This is a genomic window from Serpentinimonas barnesii, from assembly GCF_000696225.1.
Lineage (GTDB): Bacteria > Pseudomonadota > Gammaproteobacteria > Burkholderiales > Burkholderiaceae_C > Serpentinimonas > Serpentinimonas barnesii.
Map to the genome: position 1 here is coordinate 133,206 of NZ_BAWN01000013.1, position 17,877 is coordinate 151,082.

Here is a 17,877-nt window from a genome sequence, read left to right on the forward strand (position 1 = left end):
CGGCTGAAACCCTCATCTGCCCCCGGCGGCCACGCCCGGGTCGAGGTGCGGCCGGAGCGGACTCCCTAGCCCAAGCCCAGCTCCTGCAGTTTGCGCGTCAGGGTGTTGCGCCCGATGCCGAGCTGCTGCGCCGCCTCGATGCGCCGGCCGTGGGTGTGCGCCAGCGCGGCTTCGAGCAACTGGGCCTCAAAGCGGCGCAGCAGGGCGTCCCAGACCTCGTTGCGCCCGGCCTGCAACAGCGCGTGGGCCTCGGCATACAGGTCGGCTTCCCAAGTGGGCGGGCCCGCGCTGGCCGCTGGGGCCGCTGGGGCCGCAGTGGCAGCGGCGCCCGGGGCCGCATCAAACCCTGCCACCGCTGGCGCAGCGGGTGCGCTTGATGTGGACGGGGCCACAGGGGCCAGCGCAACGCCACCCCCTGCGGCTGGCAGGCCCACGGCTTGCAGCACCTCGGGTGGCAAGTCCTTGCGCTCCACCACCTGGGCCGGCGCCATGACGGTGATCCAGTGGCAGATGTTCTCCAACTGGCGCACATTGCCCGGAAACGGAAATTCGGCCAGCGCGTGCAGGGCCGGGGTGCTGATGCGCTTGGCTTCGACCCCGAGCTGCTTGGCGCTTTGCTGCAAGAAATGGCGCGTCAGCAGCGGCACGTCTTCGCGCCGTTCGCGCAGCGGCGGCAGACGCAGGCGGATGACGTTGAGGCGGTGCAGCAAATCTTCCCTAAAGGCGCCCTCGCGCACCCGCTGCTCCAGGTTTTGGTGCGTGGCGGCGATCACGCGCACCTGCGACTTGACGGCGCTGTGGCCGCCGACGCGGTAGAACTGGCCGTCCGAGAGCACCCGCAGCAAGCGGGTTTGCAGCTCAAAAGGCATGTCGCCGATTTCGTCCAGGAACAAGGTGCCGCCCTCGGCCTGCTCGAAGCGGCCACGGCGCATGGTTTGGGCGCCGGTAAAGGCCCCGCGCTCGTGCCCAAACAGCTCGCTCTCGAGCAGGTCTTTGGGGATGGCAGCGGTGTTGATGGCCACAAAGGGCCCACGCGCACGCGATGAATGCTTGTGCAGCGCGCGCGCCACCAGCTCTTTGCCGGTGCCCGATTCGCCCGTGATCATGACCGTGACCAGGCTTTGCGACAAACGCCCGATAGCCCGAAACACGTCTTGCATCGCGCCGGCCTGGCCGAGCATCTCGGGCGCTGCGTCTGCGCCCTCCTCGGCCACCTGCTCGCGCTGGCTCTCTTGCATGGCGCGGCGGATCAGATCCACCGCCGCCGTCAGGTCGAAGGGCTTGGGCAGGTACTCGAAGGCACCGCCCTGGAACGAGGCCACGGCGCTGTCGAGGTCGGAATAGGCGGTCATGATGATGACGGGCAGGCCCGGCACGCGCTGCTTGACCTGTTGCAGCAAATCCAGCCCGCTGCCCCCCGGCATGCGGATGTCGCTCACCAGCACCTGCGGGCCGGCGTCGTCACCGGCCAGCAGCGCCTCGATCACCTCGCGCGGCTGGCTGAAGCTGCGCGTGGGCAGGCCCTCGCGTTGCAGCGCTTTTTCGAGCACGAAGCGGATCGACTGGTCGTCGTCCACTATCCAGATGGGTTTCATGCCTGCGTTCCTTTGCGGGTGTCTGCGCCGTCTGCTGGCCCTGTTGCCCCATGGCCCTGCGCAAGTGGGAGCCGGGCTCAGGGCAGCGGAATGAGCAGTTTGAAATCGGTCCGGCCCGGCACGCTGTCGCATTCAATCAGACCGTGGTGCTGCTGCACGATGGTTTGTGCCAACGTCAGCCCCAGGCCACAGCCGCCTTCGCGCCCCGATACCAGGGGGTAGAAGATGCGGTCTTTGATCGCTTCGGGCACGCCGGGCCCGTTGTCAATCACATGCAATTCCAATGCCAATCGGTAACGCTGGCGACCAAAAGTGACTTGGCGCAGCGCCCGGGTGCGCAGCACGATCTCGGCGTCGCCTGCGGCCCGGCGCGCTTGCAGGGCTTGGGCGGCGTTTTGCACCAAATTGAGCACGGCCTGGATGAGCTGCTCGCGGTCGCCGCGAAACTCGGGGATCGAGGGGTCGTAATCGCGCCGCACGCGCAAGCCGCGCGGGTATTCGGCCAAGACCAGCGCCCGCACCCGCTCGCAAACCTCGTGGATATTGACCTCATCGACCACCCGGGCGCGCCGATGCGGCGCCAACAAGCGGTCGACCAAGGCCTGCAGGCGGTCGGCTTCGTGGATGATGACCTGGGCGTATTCGGCCAATTCGCGGGCATCGGGCTCGAGTTGCAGCAACTGCGCCGCGCCCCGGATGCCGCCGAGCGGGTTTTTGATTTCGTGCGCCAGGTTGCGGATCAGCTCTTTGTTGGCGTGCGCCTGTTCGTGCAGGCGTTGTTCGCGTTCTAGGCGCGTTTGCTGCTCCAGCGGCAGCAGCTCCACCACCAGCTCGCCGCCGTGCTCAGATTTGGCCAGCACCACGTGCACCGGCAGCGGCTCGTTGTTGAGGCGCTGCAACCTGGCGTCGTAGCGGATGACGGCGTATTCGTGGCTGACGGCGCCCTGGATGGCGTTTTGCAGCAGGTTGGGCTCGCTGAACCAGTCGGCCAAGGCCAGCCCGGTCAGGCTGCGCCTGGACAAGCCGATGGCGTCTTCGAGCGCGTTGTTGGCAAAGCGGATGGCGCCCGCCGCATCGATCACTGACACCAAGGTGGCCAGCCGGTCAAGCGCCTGGTATTGCGGCCCATGGCACGCGGCGGGTGCAGGGTGCTGCCGTGGGGCCGTCATGGGCAGGGCTTAGCGCATGGGCGCCGGCGCCGGGGGCAGTGCGATGAACTGCCCGGCAGCGGCACCCGCCGTAGAACCGGTCGCAGGTCTGGGCACCGACCCGGCCGCTGCGGGCAGCGCTGATGCCGGCGCTGCGGGCAGGCGGGCCAGCTCGCGCTCGATCGCCGTCACGTCGCCTTGTGCGCGATCGAGCCGGCGGCGCAGCTCTTCGGTGCGTTCTTGCAAGCGCGCTGCGTCGCCGCGCTCGTGGGGCAGCGGCTGTGGCCGGCCTTGGTTGAATTCGGCTTGCAGCTCGCGCACCCGCTCTTGGGCGCGGCGCAGTTCGGTCTCTAAAATGAGGCGGGCATCGCGGTCGCGCGCCTGCTGCTCGGTGCGATCGACGCGCTGACTGGGGGGGCGCTCGGCGCTGGTGGCGGGCGTGCGCGGGGCGGCGCTGGAGGAGGCTGCGCCCGGTGTCGGGGCGGCTGCAGGCCGGCGCCCCTCGACGATGCTCAGGTTGCCGCCTTGCAGCAAACGGCAGCCGCGCGCTTCGGGGCGCTCGCCCGGTTGGTTGGTGTACTCGTTGCCGCAGCGCCAGATTTGGCTCTGCGCCAACGCCGGCGCCGGCAACAGCACGGCCGCAGCCGCCCCTAGCAGCAGCCACATCCCACGCGCACCCATATTCGACCTAGCCTTGTGCATCATGGGGCCATGATAGCAGCAGCGCCCCCAAACCGCAGGCACGAAGCCCCCCGAACGCGAGGGGGCGGCGACGGCACAGCGGCAACGGCAGCGCTTTAGTTGCTGAAGTAGAGGTCGAACTCGGTCGGGGTGACTTCGACCCGGGCCCGCGTGACTTCGCCCATCTTCAGCTCGATGTAGGCATCGAGCATGGAGTCGGTGAAGACACCACCCTTGGTCAGGAAGGCGCGGTCTTGGTCGAGGTAGCCCAGCGCCTGGTCGAGGCTGTGGCAGACCGTGGGCACCAGCTTGTCCTCTTCGGGCGGCAGGTGGTAGAGGTCTTTGGTGGCGGCTTCGCCGGGGTGGATTTTGTTTTCCACGCCGTCCAGGCCGGCCATGAGCAGCGCCGCAAAGCACAGGTAGGGGTTGGCCAGCGGATCGGGGAAGCGCGCTTCCACGCGCCGCCCTTTGGGGTTGGCCACGTAGGGGATGCGGATCGAGGCCGAGCGGTTTTTGGCCGAATACGCCAGCTTGACCGGGGCCTCGAAGTGCGGCACCAGGCGCTTGTAGCTGTTGGTGCCGGGGTTGGTGATGGCGTTGAGCGCGCGCGCGTGCTTGATGATGCCGCCGATGTAGTAGAGCGCAAAGTCGCTCAGGCCGGCGTAGCCGTCACCGGCAAACAGGTTTTTGCCGCCTTTCCAGACCGACTGGTGCACGTGCATGCCGCTGCCGTTGTCGCCGTGGTAGGGCTTGGGCATGAAGGTGGCGGTTTTGCCGTAGCTGTTGGCCACGTTCCAGACCACGTACTTGAGGTTTTGCGTCCAGTCGGCGCGCTCGACCAAGGTAGAGAACTTGGTGCCGATCTCGCACTGGCCGGCCCCAGCCACTTCGTGGTGAAAGACCTCGACCGGAATGCCCAGCGATTCGAGGATGAGCGACATTTCGGCGCGCATATCGTGCGTGCTGTCCACCGGGGGCACCGGGAAGTAGCCGCCTTTGGTGCGCGGGCGGTGGCCGCGGTTGCCGCCTTCGAGCTTGGTGCCGGTGTTCCAGGGGGCCTCGTACTCTTCGATTTCGTAGAAGCTGCGGCCCGGCTCGGTGCTCCAGCGCACGTTGTCGAACAGGAAGAACTCGGGCTCGGGGCCGAAGTAGGCGGTGTCGCCCAAGCCAGAGGCTTTGAGGTAGGCTTCGGCGCGGCGGGCGATCGAGCGCGGGTCGCGGTCGTAGGCCTTGCCGTCGCTGGGCTCGACCACGTCGCACTGCAAAAAGAGCGTGGTTTCTTCAAAGAACGGGTCGATCTGGGCCGTGTTCGGGTCCGGCATGAGCAGCATGTCGGAGGCTTCGATGCCCTTCCAGCCCGCGATGGAGGAGCCATCGAAGGCGTGGCCCGAGCTGAACTTGTCTTCGTCGAAATGCGAGATCGGCACCGTTACGTGCTGCTCTTTGCCACGGGTGTCGGTGAAGCGGAAATCAACGAACTTGACTTCGTTGTCTTGCACCATGCTCATCACGTCGGCGACGCTTTTGCCCATCTTGAATTCTCCGGTTGCATTGAAAGGGGTTGGAAATCGGTGCCCAGTTTATAGCAGCAAGTGTGCCAGCTTGGTGACACGCCAGCGCGCCGTGCGGTGCGCACTGACAAAAAAGGGGGCTGCTCCCGCGCCTGCCAGATAGGCACCATTTTGGGGCGTCCGGCGGCACCAACATGGTGCAATGGTGCGCAACATGGGCTCAGCGCACCAACTCGGGGCCTAAGCGGGCGGCGGCGGCCCGCAATCCGGCAAGCAGATCGGCGTAGGCCGCCTGCACGGGCCCGATCGGCCCCTTGACGCCGAGCTCGAGGTGGCGCCCGAATTCGGGATGGTCCACACTGGGCAGGCTAAACACCTTGCACGGCGGGTGCGCGGCCTCGATGTGCAACATCAGCGGCGTGAGCTGGCCCTCGATGCCCTCGAACACGATCACCGAGCGCTCGCCCCATGCCCCGCGCTGAAAATACGGGGCGTAGTGCTGCTCCAGCAGCCACTCGATCATGGGCCAAGCCATGACCGGGAAACCGGGCACGGCATGCAGCACCGCACCGCTGGGGCTGGTGCAGGTGAAGCCCGGAATCTGGTTGTAGGGGTTGGGGATGATGCGCGCGCCCAGCGGAAACTCGCCCATTTGCAGGCGCTGCAGGTGATCGGGCCGGTTGGGCTCATAGACTTGGCCCTGCTGGGCCGCTAGGTGGCGCAGCCGCGCCTGGATCAACTCACGCGCCTGCGGGTGCAACTGCAGCCCCACCCCCAGCGCGCCGGCCGCTGCCTGGCGGGTGTGGTCGTCAGGCGTGGCCCCGATGCCGCCGCAACAAAACACCACGTCGTGGCCCGCCAGCGCCTCGCGCAAGGTGGCGGTGAGCGCGGCCCGGTCGTCGGGTGCAAAGCGCGCCCACGCCAAGCTCAGGCCGCGGGCGCCCAGCAACTCGACTACACGCGGCAGGTGTTTGTCGGCGCGCTTGCCCGACAAAATTTCATCGCCTACGACGAGCAAGCCAAAGCGGGGGGCGGGGTTCATGGTTGGTTTGGGACCGAAGCTGGAGCCGGCGTGGTGGATGGGCTAAAGGGGAGCGCGGCCGGCTCGGGCGCGCGCACCGGCTCGGCGGTGGCCGCATCAAGGTGCTGCTGCGTCGGCATGGACGGCTGTGCCTCTGCGCGCAGCGCCTGCAGCGCCGCCAGCAGGTAGTGCACGAACCACAGCGAGGCCAGCGCAAACACCCACGTGTACACCCACACCGCCAGCGGCACCAGCAGCGGGGCCATGGCAATGAACATGGCGCCCGAGGCCCACAGCAAACTGGGCGCCGCACCCAAAAAACCGCTGAACACCCCCATCAGCAGCAGCGCCGTGCGGTGGCGGCGCAGCAACGCGTGCCGCTCGGCGCGGCTGGCGTGCTCGGCCAAGGCGTCGAAGGCCAGCACGCGGTAGGTCAGCCAACCCAGGATCAGCGGCGGCAGGACCAGCACCAGCGGCGGAATCAGCCACAGCGGCAGGGAAATCAGCAAGGCCAACAAGGCCAGCGCGCTGTGCCCGAGCGACCAGCCCAAGCTGCCCAGCCACGAGCCGCCGCGCTGCCGCTCCAGACCTGCAAAACGGCGCCGCGCCACCAGCTCGACCGCCACCGGCGTCAACACCACGGCAACCAGCAACAGGGTTGCGAGCACGATCAGCGGCGTGGCCAGCAGCAGCACGATCAGCGGCGCCAGCACCGCCTGCAGAAAACCCAGCCCGACCGTCTCCAGCCACTGCAGGGCAAACACCACCAGCGCCCATTGCTCAAGCCAGAGCTGCACCGCCGCGATGGCCACATCCCAATAAAAATAGCCCAGCGCAAAGGCCGCCAGCACCATCAGCAACAGCGGAATGAAAGACCAAGCGATGACGCGCGGGTGCAGGCTGTAAGCCAGTGCACGCCAAAAGGAATCGAGGGCCAAGCGCATAGGGGCCAATTGTGTATCAGGCGGCGCCGGGGCGCTCGGCCGGCGCAAGCTGCTTGGCCTGCAGGGCCTGCACCTGCTGCGGCGTCAACCAGCGCCACGTGCCTGGCGCCAGGTCGGCGGGCAACTCCAGCACCCCGATGCGGCTGCGGTGCAGCGCCTGCACCCGGTTGCCCACCGCAGCCAGCATGCGCTTGACCTGGTGGTACTTGCCCTCGGTCAGGGTCAAGTCGAGGCGGTGCGATCCGGTGGCCGTGCAGGCGGCGGCGCGCACCGGCTGCGCTTCGCCTTCGAGCAGCACGCCTTGCAGCAGCCGGCGCACCATCTCGGGCCCGACGGGCTGCTCGCACACCACCTGGTAGAGCTTGGGCACGTGGTGGCGCGGCGACGAGAGGCGGTGAATGAAGGCGCCGTCGTCGCTGAGCAGCAGCAGGCCGGTGGTGTCTTGATCGAGCCGCCCCACCGCCTGCACCCCGCAGGCGGCGCCGCCCGGGCGCTGGCGCAACGCGCTCGGCAGCAAGGTGTACACGCTGGGCCAAGCCCCCGGTTTTTGCGAGCACTCGGTGCCGGCCGGTTTGTGCAGCATCAGGTAGGCCAGGCGCTGATATTCCCAGCGCTGGCCTTGCACCCAAAAAACCAGCCCCTCGGGTTCACACGGCAAGCCGGGGTCGCGGCAGATTTGGCTGGGTTCGCCCAGCGCCACCCAGCCTTGTTCGATCAGGCCGCTGCAAACGCGCCGCGTACCAAAGCCTTGGCTAAATAAAATTGCATCCAATCGCATGGGGCCTGAGCATAGCGCGGATGCTTGTGTTTTGCGCCACAAAGGGTGCACCGGCTTGAGCGAAAATGGGGCAAACTCTGCGCCGTCCTTGCCGCCACCGCCACCACGCCCACCTCATGCTCGAGCGCCTCAAAAAACTCATGCCGGCCAAGGACAGCCTGCTGCAAAACCGCTGGCTGCGTTGGCTGCGGCCTTGGCTGGGGCACCCACGGCTGTGGCACCTGAGCCGCAAGGGCGTGGCACTGGGGATGGCGATCGGGGTTTTTTTTGGGCTTTTGATCCCGGTGGCGCAAATTCCCGCCTCGGCCATTGCTTCGGTGCTGCTGCGCGCCCACCTGCCCGCAGCGGCGGCCAGCACGCTGGTGACCAACCCCATCACCTTCGCCCCGGTTTACTACGCGGCTTACGAATTGGGCCGCGTCATTTTGCGAGAAGACGCCGCCACCGAGGAGGAATTGGCGCGCATCGTCGAGCGCAAGGCCCAAGACCACGCACGCGCCACAGAACTGAGTCTTGGGCAACAGATCAATCAGGGCTGGCAACGGGTGGGTGAAATCGGCAAGCCCTTGATCGTGGGCTTGTCGATTTTGGCCGTCACGCTCGGCTTGACGGTGTATTTTGGGGTCAGCGCCATCTGGGCGCTGCGGGTGCGGCTGGCGCGGCGGCAGCGCTTGCGCAAAATGCGCAATCCGGATTGATCTCTGTCTGCGGCCGCCTTTATAGCCCCGCTGCTTCGCATAGCGCGGCCTGCTTCCAAGCCTGCTGCGCCGCCGCCTCATCGCCGCGTTGTTCGGCCAATTGCGCCAAGGCGCGCCAGGCGCGGCGGCGCAAGGCCGCATCTTGCAGGCTGCGGCTGGCCTGCTGCAGCATCTGGTTGGCTTTGCCCCAGAGCTGGCGCTGCATCAGCGCCTGCCCGGCGAGGTATTGCAGCCCCGCATCGGCCGGGCGGGCCGCCTGTGCCGCGTCCAGTTGCGCCAGCCAGCCCGCACCGAGCTCGGGCAGCAAATCTTGCAGCACCCGGATGCAGCGGTATTGCGCGGCGCCATCCAGTTGGGTGTAGGCGCCCATGAGGGTTTGCAAGGCCTCGTCGCGCCAGCGCTGGCCCTCTGGCAAGTGCCCTAGCGCCGCATCGGCTGCGCCAGCCACACCATCGGCAGCTCCCTCCCCCCTTGGCCGCAGCCGCACCCATTGCCGCAAAAACTGCAGCGCCAGCCCAGCGTCGGCGCGCTCCCGGGCATCGAGCCCCTTCCAGACGCGCAGCAACTGCTCGGCGTCGTGGGTTTGCTGCAGCGCCTCGCTCACCAGCGTCTGCAGCAAGCTGGCTGCGGCCACGGTCGAAAAGGCTTTGTGCTTGCGCAGTTGGCGCACCGTGTCAATGGCCACCGGGCTGTCCTGCTCCAGTTGCGCCAGCTTGAGGCGCAGCCGCAGCGCCTGGATGCGCCGCGCCGCACCTTGCGGCAACTGCTGCCACCAGGCGCGCGCCTGCACCGGGTCGCGTGCCTTGATGGCCCAGGCGCTGGCACGCAACAGGGCCGCCTCGCGCACCGTCGCCGCATCGGATGCGGGCTCGGCCAGCGCCGCCTCAATGACGGCATCGCGCCGCCCGGCATTGCCCAAGCTGTGCGCACTCTCAGCCAGCAGCAGGCGCGCCAGCAGCAACCAGCGGCTTTGGTGGGAGAGCGTGGCCGCTGGCATGCGCTCGAGCGCCTGCAGCGCCTGTTCGGCACTGGTTTGCGCGCGCACGAAACGGCCCGCCATTTGCTGGATCAGGGCCTCGAGCAAGCCGACGTAGACCGCCTTTTCTTGCTGGCGCAGGCGCCAGCGCTGGGCCCGTTGCGGCAGCCCCCGCAGCAAGGCAATGCCGCGCAGCGCCAGATGCAGCAGCACGAAGCCCAGCAACAAGCCGATCAGCACCAGGTTGAGCGACATATCGATGCGCCAAGGTGCCCAAAACACGCTGACGACGGCCTGGTTGTCCCCCACCAGCAAAGCCACCAGCACCGCGACTGCGGCCAGCAGCAAGAACCAGATCACGTTTTTCATGGCGGTGGATGCCCCTGTTAGCGGCCACCGGCGGCAATTTGCAACGCCGCCAGCGTGTCGTCGGGCCGGGGCAGTTCGGGCTGCTGCATATCGCTTTGCAACTGCGCCAAGGTGTCGAGCACGCGCTGGGTTTCGGCGGCGGCGGGGTCGAAGTAGCGCTGCACCAGCGCCTGCACGGTTTGCACATCGGCCCGCGCGGCATCAAATTGGCGCGCCATCAGGCCCAAGCGGGCGCTGAGCAGCTTGAGGCGTATGTTTTCTCGCAAAAAATAGGCCTGTTCAGGCGCCAGCAAGGCGGCCTCGGGCTGGTCGATGCGGCTGATGCGAACCAGGTCGGCGCCACCTTGGCGCACCCACTGCCACAGCCATGTGACCGCCCCGCTGCCGGTCTGCCCGACCCAGCCCCAGGCACGGGCCCAGATCGAGGCTTCGGTAGCCCCTGGGGCGGCGGCTGCAGTGGCTTCGTGGGCCACTGGGGCGGTTTCGGCGGCGGCTGGGGGCGCCGCCGCAGGCGGGATGTCGGGTGCGCCAGCAAGGGCTTGGGTGGCTGCAGCGGCCTCGGTGGCTGGCGGCACCGGCTCCTGTGGCAGAACCCCTGGGGCCGCCTGCGCCGGGGCCGGTTGACCAAGGGGTTGGTACACCCCGGCAGCCGGCAAAGGCTGATTGAGCAGTGGCCACTGGTCCACGCGCCGCACCAAGCCATCGAGACGCTGGGCCAGCGCAGGGGCATCGACCCATTGGGCGGCTTGCAGGCGCTCGATGTCGGCCGCGATGGCGCGCTGCACCGGGTTGAGGCGCGGTTGGGCCGCACGGGCGATGCGCTGCTCGGCCCCGCGCAGCGCCGAAATCAGCGGCTGCACGCTGCCCGAGAGCTGGCTTTGCTGCTGGGCAAAGCGCACACTGGCTTCGAGGTCGTGCACCAGGCTGTCATCGCGCGTGCGCGCCACGGTGAGCATGAGCTCTTCGAGCTGGCTGCGCTGCAGCGCCACTTCCGACAAACGCAACTCGGCCACGCCCAGCCGCGCCGCCAGGTCTTGAGACTTGGCCTCGGCCGCTGCGGCCAGCTCGCGCGCCGCCACCGCCTCGGCCAAGCTGTCGGCGGCGCGGCGGGCCATTTCTTGCTCCCCACGTTCCATGCGTTGCAGCAGGGTAAAGGTCCAAGCCAGACCCGCCAGCGCCAGCACCAAGGTCGCCCAGAGCAGCCACTGCGGCGGCGCCGGCCAGCCCGGACGGGCCGCCCGCTGCAACGGTGCAGCTTGTGCAGCTTGTGCAGCCTGTGCAGCAGCGGGTGTCGCGCCCGCACTGGCGCTGCCCGCGCCTGCCGATGCAGGCGGCGGCGGTGGCGCTGGATCAGGTGCCGCAGCGCCCCCAGGGGAAACGGGCGCGGCAGGGAGGGACGGGTCGGTCATGGGTTGGGCAGTTCAGACAGGGCGCGCAACAAATCGTCGAGCGCGGGCCGGTGGGTGATTATTTCGCCAAAACCCTGTTGCCGTGCTGACAAGGCGATGCGCGGATGCGACACCAGCGCACGCGACTGCGCCCACGACTGGCCCGGCAGCAACTGCGACAGATGCTGCAAGCCCTCGGAGCTGCTAAACAACCACACCGCCCCTTGGCGCACCCACTCGCGCACCCGTTGCGCGGTGGCCGCATCCCACTGCGGCGCGCAGCGCCGGTAGGCCACGCAAGCGAGCACGTGCCCACCCTGCGCCAGGCACTGCCGCTCCAGCCAATCGCGGCCGGTGCGACCGTCGGCCGACTGGCCGCGCACCAGCAGCAGCCGGTGCCCGGGGTGCAGTTGCGGCTGCACCACGGCCCACAGGGCTTCGGAATCAAACTGCGCCGCATGGGGGGGCGGCTGGTCGATCAGCCCCATCGGCACCCCAGCGGCTTGCAACGCGGCCGCCGTGCCGGGGCCCGGGGCCCAGCAGCGCGCCGTCAGCGCGGCCGCCTGTGGCGCATCGGGGCCAAAAAAACCCTGCACCGCTTGGGCACTGACGAACATCAGGGCGTCGCAGTCTGCCGCCTGCAAGCGCGCCTGCTGCAGCGCCGCCGGATCGGCAACCGGTGCGATGTCGATCAAGGGCAGCGCCTGCGCCGCCGACCAGCCCGCCGCGTGCAGGGCTTGCACCCAAACGCCCGCCTCGCGCGCCGGCCGGGTTACGAGCAGCATCGGGCCGCTGCCGGCGCGTGCGTCGGGTGGCGCGGACAGGGGTGGCGCGGACAGGGCTGGCGTGGGAAGGGTTGGCATAGAAGGGGCCAAGGCAGCGCAATGTCAGGTCGGCGCCGGGCAGCGCCTCAAACCGCCGGGGCGCTGGCTTGGCTGCTAGGGCCCACCACCCGGGCCCCGGCGCGTTGCAGCTGCTGCGCCACTTGCACCCCAAGCGCATCGGCTGCCGCCAGGCTCTCGACCCTGGCGCTGGCGCTGGCGCGCAGCAGCAGCGGCGCGCCCTCCGGCTCGCCCCAAGCGGCCTGCAAATGCAGCGTGCCGCCGGCTTGCAGGCGCTCTTGCGCGGGCGCTTGCACCCAGGTGGCATAGGCCGCCAGCGGCATCGAACAACTGCCGCCCAAGGTGCGCGAGACGGCGCGCTCGGCCGCCGCCGCCGCCCAGCTCGGGCCGTGGGCCAGCGGCTGCAGGGCTTGCGCCAACTCGGGCCGGCTGGCCAGCACCTCGATGCCCAGCGCGCCCTGCCCGGCCGCCGGCAGCATCTGCCCAGGGTCGAAGCGGTGCCGGATGCGCGCCTCCAGCCCCAGCCGCACCAAGCCCGCAGCCGCCAGCACGATGGCGTGGTACTGCCCCGCGTCGAGCTTGCGCAGCCGCGTGTCGAGGTTGCCGCGCAAGGGCTCGATGCGCACATCGCTGCGGCCCAGTTCCTGCAACAGGGCGCGCAGCAGCACCACCCGGCGCAGGCTGGAGGTGCCCACCACGGCCGCGTGCGGGAGCTCGGCCAGCCCGGCGCAGTGCGGCGACACCCAGGCGTCGCGCGCGTCCTCGCGCTGCAGCACCGCCGCCAGCTCGAAGCCGGGCGGCAGCTCCATGGGCACGTCTTTGAGCGAATGCACGGCCAAGTCGGCGCGGCCCTGCTCCAGCGCCAGCTCCAGCTCCTTTACGAACAAGCCCTTACCGCCCACTTTGCTTAGGGAGCGGTCCAAAATCTGGTCGCCCAGCGTGGTCATGCCCAGCAGATCGACCGCATGGCCGTGCTGTTGCAACAAGGCGCGCACGTGTTCGGCCTGCCACAGCGCCAGGCGGCTTTCGCGGGTGGCGATGGTGAGGGTGCGGGAAGCGGCAAGGGTCATGGTGGCACGCTGCAATGAAGGGGCGGATGCGAACTGGGGGCGGCGCACGCGCGGTGTTGGCTTACTCGCGATTATCCGCTGCGCCCGGTGCACCCAGCCACTAGGCGCCCAGCAGTTCGCGCACCAGCGGCAACTGCCGTCTGGAGACCGCCAGCGCATCGGGCACGCCATCTAGGCGCAACAGCCAGCCCTCGGGCTCGTCGTGGCCGCATTGCGCGCCGGCTTTTTCGAGCGCGCGCACGCGGTGCCGCGCCACCAGCGCGTTGCGGTGGATGCGCAGCCAGCGCCCGGGGTGCGCCTGCTCCAGCTCGTTTAGCGAGCCCTCGTAGAGATAGGCTTGGGCTGCGGTGCGCACCGTTAGGTACTTGCTCTCGGCCTTGAGGTAGAGGATGTCGGCCAGCGGCACCCGCACCAAGCCGCCGCGCTCGTGGATCGTGAGCGCCTCGGGGGGCAGGGCCTGTACAGCCCCGTTCGCTGCGGCGCTGCCCGTGCCCGCCGCCAGCCGCCAGCGCGCCGCCTTGTCCAGCGCCTGCTGCAAGCGTTCGCGCCGCACCGGCTTGGTGAGGTAGTCGATGGCTTGCAGCTCGAATGCGGCCAGCGCGTGCTCGGTGTGCGCGGTCACGAACACCAGCGCCGGCGGCGGCGGCCAGTCGCTGGGCCGGTCACTTTGCTGGGTGCGCAAGCGCTCGGCCAGTTGCAGCCCGTCGAGGCCGGGCATTTGAATGTCGAGCAGCAGCACATCCCACGCCGCGCGCTGCAACTGCTGCATGGCCTGCACCGCGTTGGCCGCTTCGCCCACTTCGGCCACTGCGCACGCACCCGCCAGACACAGCTCATCGAGCAGCGCCCGCAGCCGCGCCCGCGCCAGCGCTTCGTCATCGACCAGCAACACCCGCAATGCCACGTCAGCCCCCATGCAGCAATCGACCCCTTGCACCCCGATGCACCCCACCCGGTGCACCGCCAAGCGGGCCACGTAAAATCGCCTTGTAACCCGCACCCAGTCGGCCCCGCACATGCGGCATGGCCCAGATGCACCTATTTTTGCCCATTTTGCCTCACCCGCGCCGCCCATGACTGCCAACCCACTCGACAACAAAACCCAGGCCTGGTCGGCCCTGTTCAGCGAGCCCATGAGCGCGCTGGTGCAGCGCTACACCGCCAGTGTGGGCTTTGACCAGCGCCTCTGGCGCGCCGACATCCGCGCCAGCCTGGCACACGCCGAAATGCTGGGGGCGCAAGGCATCATCAGCGCCGCCGACCAAGCCGCCATCGAGCGCGGCATGGCCGCCATCGGGGCCGAAATCGAAGCCGGCCGCTTCGAGTGGAAGCTCGAGCTCGAAGACGTACACCTGAATATCGAGGCGCGCCTGACGCAGCTCGTGGGCGACGCCGGCAAGCGCCTGCACACCGGCCGCAGCCGCAACGACCAGGTCGCCACCGACGTGCGGCTGTGGCTGCGCGACGAGATCGACGCCCTGCAGGCGCTGCTGCGCGAGCTGCAAGGCGCGCTGCTGGAGGTGGCCGAGCGCCATGTCGAGGTCATCCTGCCCGGCTTTACGCACTTGCAAGTGGCGCAACCGGTGAGCTTTGCGCACCACCTGCTGGCTTATGTGGAGATGTTCTCGCGCGACGCCGAACGCCTGGCCGAGGTGCGCCGGCGCACCAACCGGCTGCCGCTGGGCAGCGCGGCGCTGGCCGGCACCAGCTACCCGCTGGACCGCGAGCGCGTGGCGCGCAGCTTGGGCATGGTCGATGAACAGGGCCAGCCGCAACTGTGCCAAAACAGCCTCGACGCCGTGAGCGACCGCGACTTTGCCATCGAATTCTGCGCCGCCGCCAGCCTGTGCATGGTGCACATCAGCCGCCTGAGCGAGGAGCTGATCATCTGGATGAGCCAGAACTTTGGCTTTGTGCGCATCGCCGACCGCTTCACCACCGGCAGCTCGATCATGCCGCAGAAAAAAAACCCCGACGTGCCCGAGCTGGCCCGCGGCAAGACCGGGCGCGTGGTCGGGCACCTGATGGGCCTGCTCACGCTCATGAAAGCGCAGCCCCTGGCCTACAACAAAGACAACCAAGAAGACAAAGAGCCGCTGTTCGACACCGTCGACACGCTGCGCGACACGCTGCGCATATTTGCCGAGATGATCGGCGGCCAGCCCGACCCGGCCACCGGCCTCAAGCAGGGGGGCCTGAGCGTGAACGCCGCCGCCATGGAGCAGGCGGCGCAAAAGGGCTACGCCACCGCCACCGACCTGGCCGACTACCTGGTGAAAAAAGGGCTGCCCTTTCGCGACGCGCACGAGTGCGTGGCGCACGCCGTCAAGGCCGCCAGCAGCCACGCCTGCGATTTGGCCGAGCTGCCGCTGGCGGTGCTGCAGGGCTTTCACCCGCTGATCGGGCCCGACGTTTACGAAGCGCTGAGCCTGCGCGGCTCGCTGGAGGCGCGCCAGACCGTGGGCGGCACCGCACCAGCCCAGGTGCGGCTGCAACTGGCGCGCCAGCGCGCGCGGCTGGGGTTTGGGGCAACCGGGCCGCAAAACCAGCCAAGCTAAGCCGCGGGCTGCCCAAGGCCTCCCGCCGCCCAGCCTTCGTAGTCGGCCACCTCAACCCGGTTGCGGCCATTGCGTTTGGCGCGGTACAGCGCCATGTCGGCGCGTGCCACCATGTTCGAGAGGCTGAGGTCGCGGGCATCAAAGGCGGCCACACCGAAGCTGGCCGTGACACGCAGGCTGCTCTCTTCCCAGCGCACCGGGTTGGCCTCGAAGTGGTTGCGGATGCGCTCGGCCGCGTGCCGCGCCACATCGGCGCCGGTGCGCGGCAGCAGCACCACAAACTCCTCGCCGCCCCAGCGGCACGGCAGATCGGAGTCGCGCATCTGCTCGCGCAGCAATTCAGCCAAGTGCACCAGGGCCGCATCGCCGCAGGCGTGGCCATGGGTGTCGTTGATGGCCTTGAAGTGGTCGACGTCGAACATGATGAACGAGAGCGGGTCTTGGTAGCGCAGGCTGCGCTGGATTTCGGCCTCGGCCAGATCGATGAAGGCGCGCCGGCGCAGCAAGCCCGTCAGGCCATCGGTGCGCGCCGTGCGCTCGGCCTCGAGCTTTTGCAGGCGCAACTCTTCGGTGGCTTGCTGCACCTGCAGCTTGAGGTCTTCTTGCGTAACCGCCACCTGGCTGGCCATGCGGTTGATGCCGCTGGCCAACTGGGCCATCAGACCGGCTCGGGCCAGCTCGGCCCGTGCCTGCAGCTCCCCGCTGCCGATGCGGCGCACCACGTCGCTGATGTGGGCCACCGGCCGCGTCACGCTGGAGGCAATCAGGGCCGACAGCAGCGCCGCCAGCACCACGGCCAAACCGGTGGCGGCCAGCGCCCACCACAGCAGTTGCTGGCTGCTGCGCTGCAGCGACGTCAAATCGTATTCGAGCGCCACGAAACCGAGCACCACCGGCTCCGCCGCCCCCGACTCCAGCAAACCGGCCGCCAGCGAGTCATCTACCGCCACCAAGTCGGACCGCACCTCGTGGATCACCCACAGGCGCTCGCCGTTGAGGTGCACGCGGTTGCCCGTGAAATCGGGCAATTCGGCACCAAAGCGCCCCGCACCGGCCTGAAACTGCCCATTGGCTGCGCGCAGCGCCACCGCCACAATGTCCGCATCGCTGTCTTTGGTGGTGGCGGCCAGCCGCTGCAAGGTCTGCACGTCGGCGGCAAACAAGGAAAACTCGGCTTGGCTGGCCAGTTGCTTGGCCACTGCCAGCGCCTGGTGCTGCTTGGCCTGCAGCAGTTCGTGGCCATGGCGCTGCACAAACAAGGCCAACAGCACCAGCACCACCAGCACCGCAGGCAAGGCGGCTGCCAGCCACAGGCGCAGCCGCATCTGGCGCAGCATCGGGTCGGGGCTCATCGCGTGGCCCCCTCAGGTGCGCCGCTGCGCTGCATCAGGGCCCCGGCCAACATGGCCACCGAGGGCAACTGCAAGTTGAGCGACCGCGCCACCGGCTCGTTGATGGCCAGCTCGAACTGCGCCGCCCATTGCTGGCGCAGCCTGGCCCCGGGTTGTTGCGCGTGGCGCAGCAAGTCGAGCATGTGCTGCGCCGCTTGGGTCGGCGTGGTAAAGAGGCCCATGGTGGCTCCGGCGCGCACATGGGCCTGCGAAAAAGACACCACTGGCAGGCGCTGGCGGTAGGCGGCAATGAGCAGATTCTGGAACTGGCTCGGTTGCACCACCTGGTTGTCGGGCAAGAGCAGCAAGGCCTCGCTGCCATCGAGCACGCGGCTCAGGGCGGTAAAAAGTTCGGCTGGGCCGTCGGATTCGTGCAACTGCGCCGACTGCATCTGCCACTGGCGCTGCTGCAAGGCCTCGTGCAAGGGCGCACGCCACGCCCGGGTGGCGGGACCAAACAGCACCCCGACCCGCGAGCGGTCGGGCAAGGCCAGCCGCAGCAGCTCGGCCAAGCGCGGCAGCGGCTGGTCCAACCAAGCCGCATGCGCCTGGTTGCGCACCGCAGCCGGCAAGCCCGCCCAAGCCGACTGCGACAGCAAGCCCGCGACCCAAGGCACGGCGGGCAATAGGGGCGGCTGACGCTGCGCCCAAGCCGCAAGGGCGCGTGCGCCCAACAACATCAGGGCCGCACCCGAACCCATTTGCTCCCACTGCGCCCAATCGGACCACAGACCGGCTTGCAGGGGCAGCGCCGTGCCGCCACGCAAGACGCGCAGCGCTTCTTCTTGGGCCGCGTTGCGCTCCGACAACACCACCCACAGTGGGGCCGGGGCTGCGGCGGGCTGCGCCATGGCGCCGGCCACCCCTTGCGCCCACAGGTCGGCGCTCGCGAGGTGGCCCAGCAAAC

16 protein-coding genes are annotated in these 17,877 nt (G+C 68.8%); 2 read left to right on the forward strand and 14 right to left on the reverse strand.

The features are described from left to right. Nucleotides 1-65: 65 nt before the first annotated feature. The 7 genes from ntrC to SRAH_RS04640 all read right to left on the reverse strand — a co-directional run bounded on the left by ntrC (nucleotide 66) and on the right by SRAH_RS04640 (nucleotide 7,678). Entirely contained in the window at nucleotides 66-1,595 is a 1,530-nt protein-coding gene (gene ntrC / locus SRAH_RS04610) for a nitrogen regulation protein NR(I) (protein ID WP_029462180.1), read from the reverse strand. A 77-nt stretch (nucleotides 1,596-1,672) separates the two neighbouring features. Further along, nucleotides 1,673-2,764 carry a nitrogen regulation protein NR(II) gene (gene glnL, locus SRAH_RS04615; protein WP_029462181.1) on the reverse strand — a complete coding sequence of 364 codons (1,092 nt, stop codon included), beginning with the start codon at nucleotides 2,762-2,764 and terminating at the stop codon, nucleotides 1,673-1,675. Nucleotides 2,765-2,773: 9 nt separating this feature from the next. Next, a complete protein-coding gene (locus tag SRAH_RS04620; RefSeq protein ID WP_052369086.1) occupies nucleotides 2,774-3,409 on the reverse strand; it encodes a hypothetical protein in 636 nt (211 codons plus the stop codon). Nucleotides 3,410-3,540: 131 nt separating this feature from the next. After that, nucleotides 3,541-4,956, reverse strand: coding sequence for a type I glutamate--ammonia ligase (gene glnA, locus SRAH_RS04625; protein ID WP_029462183.1), 1,416 nt, complete (start codon nucleotides 4,954-4,956; stop codon nucleotides 3,541-3,543). Between the two features lie 199 nt (nucleotides 4,957-5,155). Further along, entirely contained in the window at nucleotides 5,156-5,977 is an 822-nt protein-coding gene (locus tag SRAH_RS04630; RefSeq protein ID WP_029462184.1) for a competence/damage-inducible protein A, read from the reverse strand. Continuing rightward, the gene (locus SRAH_RS04635) at nucleotides 5,974-6,900 is read right to left on the reverse strand and encodes an EI24 domain-containing protein (RefSeq protein ID WP_029462185.1); all 927 of its coding nucleotides are present in this window, start codon (nucleotides 6,898-6,900) and stop codon (nucleotides 5,974-5,976) included. Before SRAH_RS04635 ends, SRAH_RS04630 begins: the two co-directional genes overlap by 4 nt. A gap of 16 nt (nucleotides 6,901-6,916) precedes the next feature. Next, nucleotides 6,917-7,678, reverse strand: coding sequence for a pseudouridine synthase (locus SRAH_RS04640; RefSeq protein WP_029462186.1), 762 nt, complete (start codon nucleotides 7,676-7,678; stop codon nucleotides 6,917-6,919). 116 nt (nucleotides 7,679-7,794) lie between these two features. Here SRAH_RS04640 and SRAH_RS04645 point away from each other — a divergent pair, with 116 nt between their 5' ends. Further along, nucleotides 7,795-8,376, forward strand: coding sequence for a DUF2062 domain-containing protein (locus SRAH_RS04645; protein WP_029462187.1), 582 nt, complete (start codon nucleotides 7,795-7,797; stop codon nucleotides 8,374-8,376). 19 nt (nucleotides 8,377-8,395) lie between these two features. Here the strand turns inward: SRAH_RS04645 and SRAH_RS04650 are convergent, their stop codons facing one another. From SRAH_RS04650 to SRAH_RS04670, 5 genes are all read right to left on the reverse strand, one after another. Continuing rightward, nucleotides 8,396-9,721 carry a heme biosynthesis HemY N-terminal domain-containing protein gene (locus SRAH_RS04650; RefSeq protein WP_029462188.1) on the reverse strand — a complete coding sequence of 442 codons (1,326 nt, stop codon included), beginning with the start codon at nucleotides 9,719-9,721 and terminating at the stop codon, nucleotides 8,396-8,398. Nucleotides 9,722-9,738: 17 nt separating this feature from the next. Continuing rightward, nucleotides 9,739-11,130: a uroporphyrinogen-III C-methyltransferase gene (locus SRAH_RS04655; protein ID WP_029462189.1), complete on the reverse strand. Its 1,392-nt coding sequence runs from the start codon at nucleotides 11,128-11,130 to the stop codon at nucleotides 9,739-9,741. After that, nucleotides 11,127-11,972: a uroporphyrinogen-III synthase gene (locus tag SRAH_RS04660; protein ID WP_369403334.1), complete on the reverse strand. Its 846-nt coding sequence runs from the start codon at nucleotides 11,970-11,972 to the stop codon at nucleotides 11,127-11,129. The genes SRAH_RS04655 and SRAH_RS04660 overlap by 4 nt, the downstream gene beginning before the upstream one ends. 47 nt (nucleotides 11,973-12,019) lie before the next feature. Further along, a complete protein-coding gene (gene hemC / locus SRAH_RS04665) occupies nucleotides 12,020-13,021 on the reverse strand; it encodes a hydroxymethylbilane synthase (RefSeq protein WP_029462191.1) in 1,002 nt (333 codons plus the stop codon). A gap of 100 nt (nucleotides 13,022-13,121) precedes the next feature. After that, nucleotides 13,122-13,997 (reverse strand): LytR/AlgR family response regulator transcription factor, encoded by an 876-nt coding sequence (locus tag SRAH_RS04670; RefSeq protein ID WP_369403335.1) that lies wholly within the window; start codon nucleotides 13,995-13,997, stop codon nucleotides 13,122-13,124. A gap of 97 nt (nucleotides 13,998-14,094) precedes the next feature. On the opposite strand from SRAH_RS04670, the gene argH reads away from it, so the two are divergent. Further along, the gene (argH, locus tag SRAH_RS04675; RefSeq protein ID WP_149028926.1) at nucleotides 14,095-15,579 is read left to right on the forward strand and encodes an argininosuccinate lyase; all 1,485 of its coding nucleotides are present in this window, start codon (nucleotides 14,095-14,097) and stop codon (nucleotides 15,577-15,579) included. On the opposite strand, the gene SRAH_RS11990 is transcribed toward argH, so the two are convergent. Continuing rightward, nucleotides 15,576-16,931, reverse strand: a complete 1,356-nt coding sequence (locus SRAH_RS11990) for a GGDEF domain-containing protein (protein WP_052369087.1) — start codon at nucleotides 16,929-16,931, stop codon at nucleotides 15,576-15,578. The two genes, argH and SRAH_RS11990, sit on opposite strands and share 4 nt — an antisense overlap. Further along, entirely contained in the window at nucleotides 16,928-17,875 is a 948-nt protein-coding gene (locus tag SRAH_RS11995) for a type 1 periplasmic-binding domain-containing protein (protein WP_149028927.1), read from the reverse strand. The genes SRAH_RS11990 and SRAH_RS11995 overlap by 4 nt, the downstream gene beginning before the upstream one ends. Between the last annotated feature and the right edge of the window lie 2 nt (nucleotides 17,876-17,877).

What these genes read in the sequence shown, in the direction of transcription:
- SRAH_RS04640 (WP_029462186.1), bottom strand. Translation starts at nt 7,678, where the DNA reads ATGCGATTGGATGCAATTTTATTTAGCCAAGGCTTTGGTACGCGGCGC.
- SRAH_RS04645 (WP_029462187.1), top strand. Translation starts at nt 7,795, where the DNA reads ATGCTCGAGCGCCTCAAAAAACTCATGCCGGCCAAGGACAGCCTGCTG.
- argH (WP_149028926.1), top strand. Translation starts at nt 14,095, where the DNA reads ATGACTGCCAACCCACTCGACAACAAAACCCAGGCCTGGTCGGCCCTG.
- hemC (WP_029462191.1), bottom strand. Translation starts at nt 13,021, where the DNA reads ATGACCCTTGCCGCTTCCCGCACCCTCACCATCGCCACCCGCGAAAGC.
- glnL (WP_029462181.1), bottom strand. Translation starts at nt 2,764, where the DNA reads ATGACGGCCCCACGGCAGCACCCTGCACCCGCCGCGTGCCATGGGCCG.
- SRAH_RS11990 (WP_052369087.1), bottom strand. Translation starts at nt 16,931, where the DNA reads ATGAGCCCCGACCCGATGCTGCGCCAGATGCGGCTGCGCCTGTGGCTG.
- SRAH_RS04655 (WP_029462189.1), bottom strand. Translation starts at nt 11,130, where the DNA reads ATGACCGACCCGTCCCTCCCTGCCGCGCCCGTTTCCCCTGGGGGCGCT.
- SRAH_RS04630 (WP_029462184.1), bottom strand. Translation starts at nt 5,977, where the DNA reads ATGAACCCCGCCCCCCGCTTTGGCTTGCTCGTCGTAGGCGATGAAATT.
- SRAH_RS04650 (WP_029462188.1), bottom strand. Translation starts at nt 9,721, where the DNA reads ATGAAAAACGTGATCTGGTTCTTGCTGCTGGCCGCAGTCGCGGTGCTG.
- SRAH_RS04620 (WP_052369086.1), bottom strand. Translation starts at nt 3,409, where the DNA reads ATGTGGCTGCTGCTAGGGGCGGCTGCGGCCGTGCTGTTGCCGGCGCCG.
- SRAH_RS04660 (WP_369403334.1), bottom strand. Translation starts at nt 11,972, where the DNA reads ATGCCAACCCTTCCCACGCCAGCCCTGTCCGCGCCACCCCTGTCCGCG.
- glnA (WP_029462183.1), bottom strand. Translation starts at nt 4,956, where the DNA reads ATGGGCAAAAGCGTCGCCGACGTGATGAGCATGGTGCAAGACAACGAA.
- ntrC (WP_029462180.1), bottom strand. Translation starts at nt 1,595, where the DNA reads ATGAAACCCATCTGGATAGTGGACGACGACCAGTCGATCCGCTTCGTG.
- SRAH_RS04635 (WP_029462185.1), bottom strand. Translation starts at nt 6,900, where the DNA reads ATGCGCTTGGCCCTCGATTCCTTTTGGCGTGCACTGGCTTACAGCCTG.